Origin of the sequence: Paraburkholderia sp. BL6665CI2N2, from assembly GCF_004366535.1 — a bacterium.
Taxonomy (GTDB): domain Bacteria; phylum Pseudomonadota; class Gammaproteobacteria; order Burkholderiales; family Burkholderiaceae; genus Paraburkholderia.
On sequence record NZ_SORC01000001.1, the window covers coordinates 276,881 to 290,287 of the forward strand.

Here is a 13,407-nt window from a genome sequence, read left to right on the forward strand (position 1 = left end):
GCAAAACGGATCCGAAATGGAAATCATGTGGATCGAAGACTTCCTCGCACTTTCCCACTATCAAAGCTTCTCGCGCGCGGCGGAATTCGGAACGGGAGTTGCCGCTTCTGTTGCCGACGAAGAGCTTCGTAGGCACGACCGTCGTGCGCGTCAGTCTGGTCGATCCGACCGATGTCCTTGCACGGCAATGCGTGGCGCCGGCGACGGCGTCCGCGCCGCCCGCTCCGGTCGTTAGCGAGCCCGGTCGATTGCGCTGACAGCCAACTCCCGCGCAAGATCCGCGTAGAGTTCGGCCCACTTCCCTGTCAAGCTGGGATCATCGGTCAGGAAAAGCGGGTGTTCGGCCCAGGCGCTGACATCCGCACCTTTCCAGGCCATTTCGAATATCCGCAGTTCCTCGTCCTCGCTGACACCAACGTCGACCAGTTCGCCGAACGAGGCCAGGTTGGAGAGAGACACATTGTCGGCCGCGGTGCCGTGGATAGCGGCCAGTGCGCCGGCCGCCCGCTTGCGTGCATCGTCACGGCTGCCGGCAAGCAAGAACACGATGCTTTCGCCGTGCGCGTTGTTGACCACCGCCCGATACAGCGAAGTTTTGCAGCGCTGACTCAGTTGCGTGCCCATGGTTGCCCCCGGTTCCGAAAACTGTTCGTCGTTCTGCTCCGCCGCCTGCGTTGCGCTGATTTGCGTCTCCAGGCGCTGCTGCCGGTGGCGGTATCTGTCGCTGCTCCAGTACAGGTAAATACCGCACACGAGCAGGCAGGCCAGCGCGAGAATCCCGACGCCTCCAAGTATCGCCAGATCCGCATGCGCCATTTCGGGCCTCCTCAGTCTCGCGCGTGCCATGCCCGCCATTTGCGGGACTTGCGGGCACGCCATCTATCAGAATACGGCGGCCCCGCTCGACTTTTTAAACCGTCCCACGCATGAACCGCACGCGGAGGCGAAGAAGCCGTCTGCTCGCATCGCCAGCGTGGCCATGATCTTGCGAGCGCAGGGACGTTGCTTCGAGTATCTGATGGGAATGGCTAATGATCAACAGAGCACACCTCTCTATTGACCAATCGATCGCGCTATAGGACGCTATCAGGCTTATGCCAATGCGCCGGACGACTGTCACGCCGCCCGCGCCATCTTCCGAAACTACTGCGCCGCATCTATACCCCGGCCAGCGCCGGCAGTTCCAACTCGTACAAAACGCGTTCGCGCCAGTTGCTCATCTCTGGCTGATGACCCACGCGACTCTGACGCGGCACGCTTTCCACACGCCTCGGCAGCGGCGCCGGGTAACGCGCACGCTTCTTCTCAAGAATGGCCTGACTCAAGAACTCCGCGCTATACGCTTTCAACAAGTGCGCATGATGTGCTTCGATATACGCGGCGATCTGCGCCTGTTCGCCGTCGATCATGGCCAGCAACGCCAGCGTCTGCGTATCCCAACGAAAGCGCAGGCCGAGTTCATCGAAAGCGGCGTTATAGGCGCACAGTTGCGCCTGGATTTCAGCATGGTGCGCGCTGTCGCCAGCGTCGAATTGCGAGGGGTTCATGGTCGTCTCCGTCAGGCAGGTGGCATGAACGAAGAGTAGAAGAGCGCATAAATAAACAATAGTTAAAGTTTTTTCGAAAAACGATAGTGCTTTGTCTATATATTGGTTTACCCCAAGTAGCCACAGCATCGAGATCTGAGCACCTTGGACAGCGAGCCATCGCCGTCAATTGAGCCATGGGCAAGGGCGGCAGCGCATCCATTAGGAATGCCGAATGCAAACCATAAAATGTTTTAACTTTTCCTTATTGCTGTTCTCGCGCAGCATCCACTCAGACGCGCTGCACGACTCATCGCCTCTCACTCGCCGGTTTTACGCTCAACGGGTAAGGGTTTTCGTTAGTGCAGCTCCCTCTGGCCGACCATTGGCGCCTCGCTGCCGCAAATAAAACGGCGATGAAGCGGTTCGATCACGTAAGTCCAACGCGCCATTTGAGCGCGACGGAATATACAGGAGACGGAGACATGGGACATTCCAGCGCATCGGAAAGAGGCCGCACTGCATTCACGCATCACCGCTGGGTGCAACTCGCGATCGGCATTGTGTGCATGGGACTCGTCGCGAATCTGCAATATGCGTGGACGCTGTTCGTCGTACCAATGGACAACGCGCACCACTGGGGACAAGCGGCGATCCAGACAGCGTTCACGATCTTCATCGTCACCGAAACCTGGCTCGTGCCGGTCGAAGGCTGGCTCGTCGACAAGTTCGGGCCGCGTCCCGTTGTCATTGGCGGCTCGCTGTGCGCGGCGCTCGGCTGGATCATCGACGCCCATGCAAGCAGTCTTGCCGAGTTGTACACCGCGGCAGTCATTGCCGGGATCGGCGCGGGCTGCGTGTACGGCACCTGTGTGGGCACGGCGCTCAAATGGTTTCCGGATAAGCGCGGTCTCGCGGCGGGTTTGACCGCGGCGGGTTTCGGCGCCGGCGCGGCCGTCACCGTGATCCCGATTGCCGACATGATCCAACGCTCGGGCTACCAGCACACCTTCATGTTCTTCGGCATTTTCCAGGGCGTCTGCATTCTGCTGCTCGCCACCATGCTGATTCGGTCGAAGCCGCCCGCCAACGCTGTCGCCGCCAAACGCATCGTTGCCAGCAAGATCGACTACACGCCGGGCGAGATGATCCGTTCGCCGCTCTTCTGGGTGCTGTATCTGATGTTCGTGTTCGTCGCAGCCGGCGGCATCATCGCGACCGCGCAGCTCGGGCCGATTGCGAAGGAATACGGCTTTGCCAAGCTGCCCGTGAATCTGATGGGCATCACGCTGCCGCTCCTCACGATGACACTGTCCATCGACAACCTGTGCAACGGTTTCACCCGTCCCTTGTGCGGCTTTCTGTCGGATCGCATCGGCCGGGAAAACACGATGTTCATGATCTTTCTCGGCGAAGGCGTCGCGCTGCTGGGACTCATGCAGTTCGGCCACAACCCGTACGCCTTCATGTTCTTCGCGGCTGCCGTGTTCCTGTGCTGGGGCGAAATCTTCTCCATCTTCCCGGCCACCTGCGCCGATACGTTCGGCAGCAAATACGCCGCCGCAAACGCGGGAACGCTGTACACCGCGAAGGGCACCGCGTCGATGCTGGTGCCGCTGGCATCGGTGCTGTCGGCGAACGGCGGATGGAGCACGGTGTTCATCTCGGCCGCCGTGGTGTCGATCGCGGCAGCCGTGTCCGCGAAATTCATCCTCGCCCCCATGAGAAAGCGCTGGATCGAAAACTCAGGCGCGCCGGCCAGCGTCGTTATCGCCGAAGCACGGCTGCAGCCGTCGTCCGGCGGCTCGCCTGATTGACTGACCACGTGAGCGCCCCGCTCACGAAACACCACACTACGCCCCGCCAACAAGGAGAGATGTCATGGCAGAAGCCGACCAGCCCACAACAGACAACACGTCGACACAACAGGCGACCGAGACGACCGACGGATTCCATCTCGTCATCGACGCGCTGAAACTGAACGACATCGACACCATCTTTGGCCTGGTCGGCATCCCGATCACCGACCTTGCGCGTCTTGCCCAGGCGGAAGGCATGCGTTTTATCGGCTTTCGCCATGAACAGCATGCGGGCAATGCGGCGGCCGTTTCCGGTTACATGACGAAGAAGCCGGGCATCTGTCTGACCGTGTCGGCGCCGGGCTTTCTGAACGGACTGACCGCACTCGCCAACGCGACCACCAACTGCTTCCCGATGATCCTCATCAGCGGCTCGAGCGAGCGCGAAATCGTCGATCTGCAGCAAGGCGATTACGAAGAGATGGATCAGTTGAATGCAGCCAAGCCGTACGCGAAAGCCGCCTATCGCGTGCTGCATGCGGAAGATATCGGCATCGGCGTGGCGCGCGCGATCCGCGCCGCGGTGTCGGGCCGCCCTGGCGGCGTCTATCTGGACCTGCCCGCCAAGCTGCTCGCGCAAACCCTGGACGCCGTGAAAGCGCAGCAATCGCTGGTGCGCGTAATCGACGCGGCGCCACGTCAATTGCCCGCGCCGGAATCGGTCAAGCGCGCCATCGATGTGCTGAAGAGCGCCAAGCGTCCGCTGATCCTGCTCGGCAAAGGCGCGGCGTACGCGCAGGCCGACGCGGAGATTCGCGGCTTCGTCGAACAAAGCGGCATTCCGTATCTGCCGATGTCGATGGCCAAGGGCCTGCTGCCCGATACACACCAGCAATCGGCGTCGGCGGCGCGTTCGTTCGTGCTGCAGGAAGCCGACGTCGTCGTGCTGATCGGCGCGCGCCTGAACTGGCTGCTCTCGCATGGCAAAGGCAAGACGTGGGGCGCCGAGCCGAAGAAGTTCGTCCAGATCGACATCTCGCCGACGGAAATCGACAGCAACGTCGCGATTGCCGCGCCGGTGATCGGCGATATCGGTTCGTGCGTGGCAGCGCTGCGCGAAGGCCTCGACGCGAGCTACAAAAAGCCGGGCACCGAATGGACCGGCGCGATCGCCGAACGCAAGAACAAGAACCTCGCCAAGATGGCCGCGACGCTCGACAAGAATCCGTCGCCGATGAACTTCCACAGCGCGTTGCGCGCGATCCGCGACGTGCTGAAAACACGGCCGGACATCAACGTCGTCAACGAAGGCGCGAACACGCTCGACTACGCGCGCAGCATCATCGACATGTACGAACCGCGCAAACGCTTCGACTCGGGCACGTGGGGAATCATGGGCATCGGCATGGGCTTCGCGATCGGCGCGGCGGTGACGAGCGGCAAACCGGTCGTCGCGATCGAGGGCGATAGCGCGTTCGGCTTCAGCGGCATGGAACTCGAAACCATCTGCCGTTATGACTTGCCGGTTTGCACCATCGTCTTCAACAACAACGGCGTGTATCGCGGCACCGACGTGAACCCGACCGGCGGCAAGGATGTCGCGCCGACCGTGTTCGTGAAGAACGCGCGCTACGACAAGATGATCGAGGCATTCGGCGGCGTCGGCTATCACGCGACCACGCCCGAGGAACTGACGAAGGCGCTGCTCGAATCGATCGCCTCGGGCAAACCGAGTCTGATCAACGCCGTCATCGACGAAGCGGCCGGCACCGAAAGCGGCCGCTTGACCAATCTGAATCCGCAAAGCGCGGCAATGAAAAAGTAGTCTGGGCAACCACGGAGATTCAACATGACCAAACCTCTCGAAGGCATCAGGATCATCGACTTCACCCATGTTCAAGCGGGCCCCGCTTGCACACAGTTGCTCGCCTGGTTCGGCGCGGACGTCATCAAGGTCGAGCGGCCGGGTTCCGGCGACGTGACGCGCAACCAGTTACGCGATATCCCTGATGCCGACGCGCTGTACTTCACGATGCTCAACAGCAACAAGAAGTCGCTCACGCTGGACACGAAGAAACCCGAAGGCAAGGAGGTGCTCGAAAAGCTGATCCGCGAATCGGACGTGCTGGTCGAGAATTTCGGCCCGGGCGCGTTGGACCGGATGGGTTTTTCGTGGGAACGCCTGAACGAACTCAACCCGAAGATGATCGTCGCTTCGGTGAAGGGCTTCAGCGACGGCCACCACTACGACGACCTGAAGGTCTACGAAAACGTCGCGCAATGCGCGGGCGGCGCGGCCTCCACCACCGGCTTCTGGGACGGCCCGCCGACCATCAGCGCGGCCGCCCTCGGCGACAGCAATACCGGCATGCATCTGGCCATCGGCATTCTGACCGCGCTGCTGGGACGTGACAAAACCGGCAAGGGCCAGAAGGTCGCGGTGTCGATGCAGGACAGCGTGCTGAACCTGTGCCGCGTGAAACTGCGCGATCAACAACGGCTGGAACGTGTCGGCTACCTGGAAGAATATCCGCAGTATCCGCACGGCGAATTCAGCGATGTCGTGCCGCGCGGCGGTAATGCGGGCGGCGGCGGTCAGCCGGGTTGGGTGCTCAAGTGCAAGGGCTGGGAAACGGATCCGAACGCGTACATCTATTTCACGATCCAGGGCCATGCGTGGGAGCCGATCTGCAAGGCCCTCGGCAAGCCGGAGTGGATTGACGACCCGGCCTACAAGACCGCGGAAGCACGTCAACCGCATATTTTCGACATCTTCAACACGATTGAAGGCTGGCTCGCCGACAAGACCAAGTTCGAAGCGGTCGACATCTTGCGCAAGTTCGACATTCCGTGCGCGCCGGTGCTGACCATGAAGGAACTCGCGAACGATCCGTCGTTGCGTGCGAGCGGCACGATTGTCGAAGTGCCGCACAAGAAACGCGGTTCGTATCTGACCGTCGGCAGCCCGATCAAGTTTTCGGATCTGAAGCCGGAAGTCACCGCCTCGCCGCTGCTGGGCGAACACACCGAGGAAGTGCTGGCGAGCCTCGGCTACAGCAAGCAGGACATCTTCAACCTGCGCGAAGTGAAAGCGGTTTAATGGTGCTACGCAAGGCCGGGTATCAGCCCGGCCTTGCCGATGCGGCGTCCTGGTGGCGCCGTATTCTATTGAGCATTCGTGTTTTTCAGATCGAGGGGGAGCGCCATGCAAAACGCCATCGACTTCCAGCAACTTGCCAACGCAATCGGCGACGCGATCATCATTTCCGACGCCCACGGCAGCATCACATTCTGGAACCCCGCGGCTGAACGCATGTTCGGCTTCACGCAAGGCGAGGCGCTCGGCAATTCGTTAGACCTGATCATCCCGGAGCGTCTGCGCGGCCGGCACTGGGACGGCTATCACAAGACCATGGCGACCGGCGAAACCCGCTATGGCAATGACGTGCTGCGCGTCCCTGCCGTGCACAAGGACGGACGCTCGCTGTCGATCGCCTTTACGGTCGCGTTGCTGCATTCGCCGCAAAACGAACTCACCGGCATCGTCGCCGTGATTCGTGACGAGACCAGCCGCTTCCAGGAGGATCGCCTGCTGCGCAAGCGGCTTGCGGAACTGGAGGCATCCGCCGGCGCGTAAGCGCCCTCGCTCCACGCTCTTTCGGTCCATCGCTGTAGACTCTGCCAGATCGCGTTTTCAATCACACCGGATCAGGCAACATGGACCGCATCGACGCAATGAAGGTGTTCGTCGCCACGCTCGACGAAGGCAGCCTGGCGGGCGCGAGCCGTCGCCTCGGCCGCTCGCCCGCCGCGGTTAGCCGCGCTATTGCGTTCCTCGAAGAGCATGTCGGCACGGCCTTGCTGCATCGCACGACGCGCACAATCAAACTGAGCGAAGCCGGCGAACGATATGCCGCTGCCTGCCGACGCATTCTCACCGATCTCGAAGAAGCCGATCTGCTGATTGCCGGCGAGCGCTCCGCGCCGCGCGGGCTGCTCACGATCACCGCGCCGGTGGCCGCCGGCCAGGACATGCTGCAGCCGATCATCGACGACTTCGTCGACCGCTATCCGGCTGTGTCGGTCCGCCTGAATATGCTCGACCGCCCGGTGAGCCTCATCGACGAAGGGATGGACCTGGCGTTGCGCATCGCTCACCTGCCCGATTCGACGCTGGTGGCAATTCCGGTCGGCGAAGTGCGGCGGGTCGTTGCCGCGTCGCCTCGCTACCTGGCCAAACACCCTCCCATTACCGAACCTTCCGATCTGGCCCAGCATCAGATCATCTCCATGACTCACTTCGGGCTGGACTCGTGGAGCTTTCCGCCGCCGAACGGTTCGACGATTCCGCGCGTGGTGCAGTTCACGCCTCGCTTCATCGTCAACAGTATTCAGGCGGCCGTGGCCTCGGCGGTCGCGGGGCACGGCGTCACCCGCATGTTTTCCTATCACGTCGCCGAACAGGTCAAGGAAGCCACGCTGAAGATCGTCCTGAGCGACAACGAACCCGCCCCGCTGCCGGTCCACTTGCTGACCCCGCACGGACGCCTTGCCGTGCCCAAGGTGCGGGCGTTCGTCGATTTCGCGACGCCGCGTCTACGCAAGCATTTCACGCAGTCCGAGCGGATTACCACCCGAAATTGAATCGTTTCGCGGAAGAATGTCTGCCGTGCCGCGTGGATTCTCTCTTCAATCGGTTCAATCTAGACTTACCTCCATCGAGATCACCTGGCGCAAGCCGTGGGCCATTCCGGTAATTCACTGATACGACCGACGCCGCGCTCGACTCGGCAATCTTCGTCACGGACACACATCCGCACATGGACGGCGGCCCCAGCGTGGGCGCTCCAGGCATTGTTTGTCGCATTGCGAGGCATTGCGGTGCAGTTCGCAATCCTCATGAGAGGCGTTGCGAGCGGTGACCTTCGTACCTTTCGTGTCGAACCGGCCAGCAAGACGAGTCGGCGCGTAACCGAACCGTGGAGGCAGTGATGCAACGTGCAGTCGTCAACGAACCGATCCCGCCGGCATTCAACGTGTGGCGCGGCGCGCTGGCAGGCGCCAGCGCGAGCCTGGTCGGTATCGGCCTCGCGCGCTTCGCCTACACCCCGTTGTTGCCGGCCATCGTCAGCGCGCACTGGTTTCCGGCCTCGACCGCCGCGTATCTCGGCGCGGCCAATCTCGGCGGCTATCTGGCGGGCGCGCTCGCGGGCGGCTGGCTGGCGCGACGATTCGATGCGACCTCCGTGTTACGCGCGATGATGCTGCTCGCGACCGTCGCGTTCGTCGCCTGCGCCTTTCCGGTTTCGTTTCTCTGGTTCTTCGTCTGGCGCTTCGCATCGGGCCTCGCGGGCGGCGCGCTGATGGTGCTCGCCGCGCCGACTGTTCTCGCGCACGTGGCCCCATCGCGCAGGGGCTTTGCGAGCGGTGCGATCTTCAGCGGTATCGGTCTCGGCATTGTGGCATCCGGGACGATCGTGCCGATCCTGCTGCGCCAAGGCCTGATGCAAACGTGGTTGGGACTCGCCGCGATCTCCCTCGCGTTGACGGCCGTCGCATGGAACGGCTGGCCTGGACGAGGCGAATCCGTCGCACAGCACGCGTCGCATCACACGCGGCATAGCCAGACCTATCCGGCTGCGTCGCTGCGCGCGCTCTACGCCGAGTATGCGTTGAACGCCGTGGGCCTCGTCCCGCACATGATCTTTCTCGTCGATTTCGTGGCGCGCGGCCTTGGCAAGGGCGTCGATGCCGGTGCGCAATACTGGGTGCTGTTTGGACTCGGGGCGATCGTGGGCCCGCTGCTGACAGGTCATCTGGCTGACCGCGCCGGCTTCGGTCCGGCATTGCGTGTCGCCTATGTCCTGCAGATCGTCGCGGTCGCATTGCCGGCTGTCGTGCGTGGCCCGGCGGCGTTGATCGTGTCGAGCGTCGTGGTCGGCGCATTCGTGCCGGGCATCGTGGCGCTTGTGCTCGGCAGGATCAATGAATTGCTCACTCATCATCCGGCCTCCCAGAAAGTCGCGTGGAGCGCGGCGACCACCAGTTTCGCCGTCTTGCAGGCCGTCGCGGCGTACGGTTTGTCGTTTCTGTTCGCGCACGACGGCGGCAACTACACGACGCTATTCGTGATCGGTGCCGCGTCTTTGGCGCTTGCTCTCGCGGTGGACCTATTCGGCGCGCTTCGGTTCGGTCCGAAGCAAGCCTAGCCACTCCGCTGCAGGCGACTCTACCCACTACTCGAACTGTGAGAACCCCATGACCTCCGACATCAGTTTTCTGCAGGCACTCGGCATGCAGCATCCCATCATTCAGGCGCCGATGGCCGGCATCTCGACGCCCGCCCTCGCCGCCGCTGTTTCCAATGCCGGCGCGCTCGGCTCGATCGCCGTGGGTGCGAGTACCGCGCAGCAGGCGCGCGAGTTGATCGTCGCGACACGCGCGCTCACCAGCAAGCCGTTCAACGTCAACGTGTTCTGCCATCGGCCGGCTTACAGCGATCCGCTTCGCGAAGCCACGTGGCTGGCGCATTTGCAACCGCTGTTCGCTGAGTTTGGCGCCAGAACACCGGTCGCGCTCAAGGAGATTTACACGAGCTTCGTGGTCGACGAGGCAATGCTGCAAGTGTTGATCGAAGAACGTCCCGCTGTCGTCAGTTTTCATTTTGGGCTGCCATCGCGCGAATGGATCGACGCGCTGCATCGCGCCGGCATTCTGCTGTTCGGATGCGCGACCACACCGCACGAAGCCTTGCAGATCGAGCAGGCGGGACTCGATGCGATCGTCGCGCAAGGCGCGGAAGCAGGCGGTCATCGTGGCGCCTTCAATCCGGACGACGACGCGATGATCGGCACCCTCGCGCTGGTCCGGCTGATCGCCAAACAGTCGACGCTGCCGGTCATCGCCGCGGGCGGCATCATGGACGGTCGAAGCATTGCCAGCGCATTGCTCCTCGGCGCGAGCGCCGTGCAGATGGGCACCGCGTTCGTGCTGTGTCCGGAATCCGGCGCGGATGCCGCCTACCGGCACGCACTGACCAGCCAACGCGCGTACCGGACGGCCGTAACGGCCGCGATCTCCGGCCGCCCTGCACGCGGTTTGAGCAACCGGCTGTATATCGACGTAGACTCGCCGGACGCGCCGCCGCTGCCCGACTATCCGATTGCATACGACGCCGCCAAGGCGCTGAACGCCGCAGCCCGCGCCAAGGGCAATTCCGATTTTGCCGTCCAGTGGGCCGGCCAGGGAGCGCCGCTCGCGAGAGCGTTGCCCGCTGCGCAATTAGTTGCCACATTGATGAGCGAACTTGCCGAAGCTGAGGGTCAGTCACGCTCGCATTCGTTTGCCGGGAAGATGATATGAATACCCCCTCGCAAGTTTCCGTGCCGTCCGGTCAGTCAACGCGCGGCCTCGACTATTCCGCGCGACATGAACGTTACTGGCGCCGCAATCTGGCCGTGTGCGTATTTGGCTCGTTCACCACGCTCGTCAGCCTGAGCATGCTGCTGCCGTTCTTGCCCATCTACGTCCAGCAACTCGGGGTGCAGTCGCAGTCTGCCGTTATCCAGTGGTCGGGCATCGCGTTCGGCGCCACGTTTCTGGGCACTGCTGTCACCGCGCCAGTGTGGGGGCGCCTTGCCGATCGTTATGGCCGCAAGCCGATGCTGGTGCGCGCGGCCGTCGGCATGGCCGTGGTGATGTCGTTGATCGGCATTGCGCACAACGTGCATCAACTCGTCGCCCTGCGTTTGCTCGCGGGCCTGGTGGGCGGCTACTCGTCGGCGTCGACGGTGATGGTCGGCACCCAGGCGCCGAAGGAACGTGCGGGCTGGGCGCTGGGCGTGCTGTCGACGGGCGCGCTGGCCGGCAATCTGATCGGGCCGCTCGTCGGCGGTTTTTTGCCGGGCTGGCTCGGCATTCGCGGCACGTTCTTCGCCGGCGGCGCCATGATCGCGGTCGCCGCGTTGCTCACGATCTTCGTCGTCAAGGAAGATTTCGACCCGGCCGCTCATTCCGCGCGGCGTCCCTCCGAGCATGCGCCGGGGAGTGCGCATCGCAACAACTATCCGGTGATCGCCGCCTTGCTCGTCACCGCGATGATGGTGCTGCTCGCCAACATGTCGATCGAACCGGTCATCACGGTCTACGTGGGCAGTCTCGGCGTGCCGTCACTTCATCTGGCGCGCGTGGCGGGCATCGTGATGGCGTGTTCGGCTTTTGGCAGCATGCTGACGGCCGCGCGCCTCGGCGCATTGGCCGATCGGGTCGGCAGTTGGAACGTGATCGTCGCGTGCCTGGTGTTGACGGGTCTGGTGATGATTCCGCAAGCGTTCGTTCACGCATGGTGGCAACTGGCGGGATTACGCGCGCTGATGGGCATGACGCTGGCCGGTCTTCTGCCCGCGATTGCCAAACTGGCCCGGCATGCAGTGGAAGAGCACAAGACCGGTCAGATGCTCGGCTATTTGCAGTCGGCGCAATTCAGCGGACAGGTTGTCGGTCCGATTATCGGCGGCGTGATCGCTGTCCATCTCGGGCTGCACTCCGTGTTCTTCGTCACCGGGTCGCTGCTGGTGGCGTGCGCCGCGCTTGCGCAGTGGGCGCGGACTCGTCAGAGTCTCGCTGCCTGAGCGGCGAGACTACCGCCGTCATTCGCCCGCGACTGTTTTACCCGCCGGATTCTTCACCCGCGCGTGCAACTGCGTGCGAATCTCGCTCGCGACCGACGGCGGCAGCGGAATATAGTCCAAGTCCTCCGCGGCCTGGCTGCCGTTCGTCAGCGCCCAGTCGAGGAATCTCAGCGTTTCCTCGCCGCGCTCCGGTTTGTCCTGCGTGCTGTGCAGCAAGACATACGTCGCGCCGACAACGGGCCATGCGTTCGCGCCCGCCTCGTTGGTCAGGATCGGAAAGAGCGATCTGGACCAGTCGGCGCTCGCGGCGGCGGCCTTGAAAGTTTCGGGTCCTGGCTGAACCACGGCACCCGACGCATTTTCCATGGCCGCGTACGCCATATGATTCTGCTTCGTGAAGTCCCATGCAACGTAGCCGATCGCGCCTGGCAAATGTTGTACGAAGGTGGCGACTCCTTCGTTGCCTCGCCCGCCTATTCCGCGCGGCCAGCGCACTGAAGTCCCCTCACCGACCTTGCTCTTCCACTCAGGGCTCACCTGCGCGAGAAAGTGCGTCCAGATCAACGTGGTGCCTGAACCGTCGAGCCGACGAACCACGGCGATAGGCGTGTCGGGCAGCTTGATCGTGGGATTGATGGCGGCGATGGCCGGAGCATTCCAACTGACGATTTTGCCCAGGTAGATATCTCCAAGCACACGCCCCGAGAGAATCAGCTCGCCTGGCTTGATCCCCGGCAGATTGATGACCGGCACGACGCCGCCGATTACGGTTGGAAACTGAATCAGCCCGTTCTTCATCAACTCATCGTCGCTCAGCGGTGCGTCCGAGCCGGCGAAATCGACCTGACTGACCATGATCTCCTTCAAGCCTTCCGTCGACCCAACAGCGCGATAGCTCACCGTGCCGCCACCCGCACGCTGGTATGCGGTGGCCCATTTCGTATAAATAGGCGCGGCAAAGGTGCTGCCGGCGCCGGTAATGTCAGCGCTGTGCGCCGCGACCGCCAGAAAAGCGCCAGCCACACCGGCCAACAATGTTTGTGTATAGCTCACGAAAGACCTCACTCGGAATTGTTGTTGAAGCTCATGAAGTGAAGCTCGCCGGGTAACGACGCGTGGCGTGGAGAAACTATTGTCTGGCGGACTTTCTTACGCTTTCTATTTCCACCGGTTGTTCGTCGCGCTGCGGTGTGCCGATCTGAAAGAGGGTTCGCGCAGCGCGGTAATGACAACTTTTCTTATTACAGGTCGGTGAAGAGCGGGAAGCAAATTGAATCGCTCTATCAACACGGCACGGAAACGACACACCATTCGATTCGCCATACTGAACAGCGTGGCGTCTTCCTCCGAGCGAAGTTAGGTTGAATCGTCGCGTGAATTCTGTTTTGTCCACAGTGCCGGCATGCCCCTCAGGATTTTTACGTTGTAGGATGGATATCGCAGTTGCTAAGC

The 13,407-nt window shown here is 62.5% G+C and carries 11 protein-coding genes; 8 read left to right on the forward strand and 3 right to left on the reverse strand.

The features are described from left to right. Positions 1 to 231: 231 nt before the first annotated feature. Both B0G81_RS01230 and B0G81_RS01235 read right to left on the reverse strand, forming a co-directional pair. Positions 232 to 816 carry a hypothetical protein gene (locus B0G81_RS01230; protein WP_134132728.1) on the reverse strand — a complete coding sequence of 195 codons (585 nt, stop codon included), beginning with the start codon at positions 814 to 816 and terminating at the stop codon, positions 232 to 234. Positions 817 to 1,157: 341 nt separating this feature from the next. After that, positions 1,158 to 1,547, reverse strand: coding sequence for a hypothetical protein (locus B0G81_RS01235; RefSeq protein ID WP_134142962.1), 390 nt, complete (start codon positions 1,545 to 1,547; stop codon positions 1,158 to 1,160). A gap of 464 nt (positions 1,548 to 2,011) precedes the next feature. Here B0G81_RS01235 and oxlT point away from each other — a divergent pair, with 464 nt between their 5' ends. The 8 genes from oxlT (at position 2,012) to B0G81_RS01275 (ending at position 11,955) form a co-directional block, all read left to right on the forward strand. After that, positions 2,012 to 3,343: an oxalate/formate MFS antiporter gene (oxlT, locus tag B0G81_RS01240; RefSeq protein ID WP_134132731.1), complete on the forward strand. Its 1,332-nt coding sequence runs from the start codon at positions 2,012 to 2,014 to the stop codon at positions 3,341 to 3,343. A 64-nt stretch (positions 3,344 to 3,407) separates the two neighbouring features. Beyond that, positions 3,408 to 5,150, forward strand: coding sequence for an oxalyl-CoA decarboxylase (oxc, locus tag B0G81_RS01245; protein ID WP_134132734.1), 1,743 nt, complete (start codon positions 3,408 to 3,410; stop codon positions 5,148 to 5,150). 24 nt (positions 5,151 to 5,174) lie between these two features. Beyond that, positions 5,175 to 6,425, forward strand: a complete 1,251-nt coding sequence (gene frc, locus B0G81_RS01250) for a formyl-CoA transferase (RefSeq protein ID WP_106282699.1) — start codon at positions 5,175 to 5,177, stop codon at positions 6,423 to 6,425. A gap of 105 nt (positions 6,426 to 6,530) precedes the next feature. Then, the gene (locus B0G81_RS01255; protein ID WP_106282698.1) at positions 6,531 to 6,962 is read left to right on the forward strand and encodes a PAS domain-containing protein; all 432 of its coding nucleotides are present in this window, start codon (positions 6,531 to 6,533) and stop codon (positions 6,960 to 6,962) included. Between the two features lie 80 nt (positions 6,963 to 7,042). Next, complete coding sequence (locus B0G81_RS01260) at positions 7,043 to 7,969, forward strand: LysR family transcriptional regulator (protein ID WP_121309697.1); 927 nt, start codon at positions 7,043 to 7,045, stop codon at positions 7,967 to 7,969. 347 nt (positions 7,970 to 8,316) lie between these two features. Further along, positions 8,317 to 9,534 (forward strand): YbfB/YjiJ family MFS transporter, encoded by a 1,218-nt coding sequence (locus B0G81_RS01265; RefSeq protein WP_134132738.1) that lies wholly within the window; start codon positions 8,317 to 8,319, stop codon positions 9,532 to 9,534. A 49-nt stretch (positions 9,535 to 9,583) separates the two neighbouring features. After that, a complete protein-coding gene (locus B0G81_RS01270; protein WP_134132741.1) occupies positions 9,584 to 10,687 on the forward strand; it encodes a nitronate monooxygenase in 1,104 nt (367 codons plus the stop codon). Next, the gene (locus tag B0G81_RS01275; protein WP_134132743.1) at positions 10,684 to 11,955 is read left to right on the forward strand and encodes an MFS transporter; all 1,272 of its coding nucleotides are present in this window, start codon (positions 10,684 to 10,686) and stop codon (positions 11,953 to 11,955) included. Before B0G81_RS01270 ends, B0G81_RS01275 begins: the two co-directional genes overlap by 4 nt. A gap of 18 nt (positions 11,956 to 11,973) precedes the next feature. Here the strand turns inward: B0G81_RS01275 and pstS are convergent, their stop codons facing one another. After that, positions 11,974 to 13,008 (reverse strand): phosphate ABC transporter substrate-binding protein PstS, encoded by a 1,035-nt coding sequence (pstS, locus tag B0G81_RS01280; RefSeq protein ID WP_134132746.1) that lies wholly within the window; start codon positions 13,006 to 13,008, stop codon positions 11,974 to 11,976. Positions 13,009 to 13,407: the final 399 nt, after the last annotated feature.

Excerpts from the sequence above, each read along its gene's own strand:
- B0G81_RS01230 (WP_134132728.1), bottom strand. The coding sequence starts at position 816 with ATGGCGCATGCGGATCTGGCGATACTTGGAGGCGTCGGGATTCTCGCG.
- B0G81_RS01235 (WP_134142962.1), bottom strand. The coding sequence starts at position 1,547 with ATGAACCCCTCGCAATTCGACGCTGGCGACAGCGCGCACCATGCTGAA.
- oxlT (WP_134132731.1), top strand. The coding sequence starts at position 2,012 with ATGGGACATTCCAGCGCATCGGAAAGAGGCCGCACTGCATTCACGCAT.
- oxc (WP_134132734.1), top strand. The coding sequence starts at position 3,408 with ATGGCAGAAGCCGACCAGCCCACAACAGACAACACGTCGACACAACAG.
- frc (WP_106282699.1), top strand. The coding sequence starts at position 5,175 with ATGACCAAACCTCTCGAAGGCATCAGGATCATCGACTTCACCCATGTT.
- B0G81_RS01255 (WP_106282698.1), top strand. The coding sequence starts at position 6,531 with ATGCAAAACGCCATCGACTTCCAGCAACTTGCCAACGCAATCGGCGAC.
- B0G81_RS01260 (WP_121309697.1), top strand. The coding sequence starts at position 7,043 with ATGGACCGCATCGACGCAATGAAGGTGTTCGTCGCCACGCTCGACGAA.
- B0G81_RS01265 (WP_134132738.1), top strand. The coding sequence starts at position 8,317 with ATGCAACGTGCAGTCGTCAACGAACCGATCCCGCCGGCATTCAACGTG.
- B0G81_RS01270 (WP_134132741.1), top strand. The coding sequence starts at position 9,584 with ATGACCTCCGACATCAGTTTTCTGCAGGCACTCGGCATGCAGCATCCC.
- B0G81_RS01275 (WP_134132743.1), top strand. The coding sequence starts at position 10,684 with ATGAATACCCCCTCGCAAGTTTCCGTGCCGTCCGGTCAGTCAACGCGC.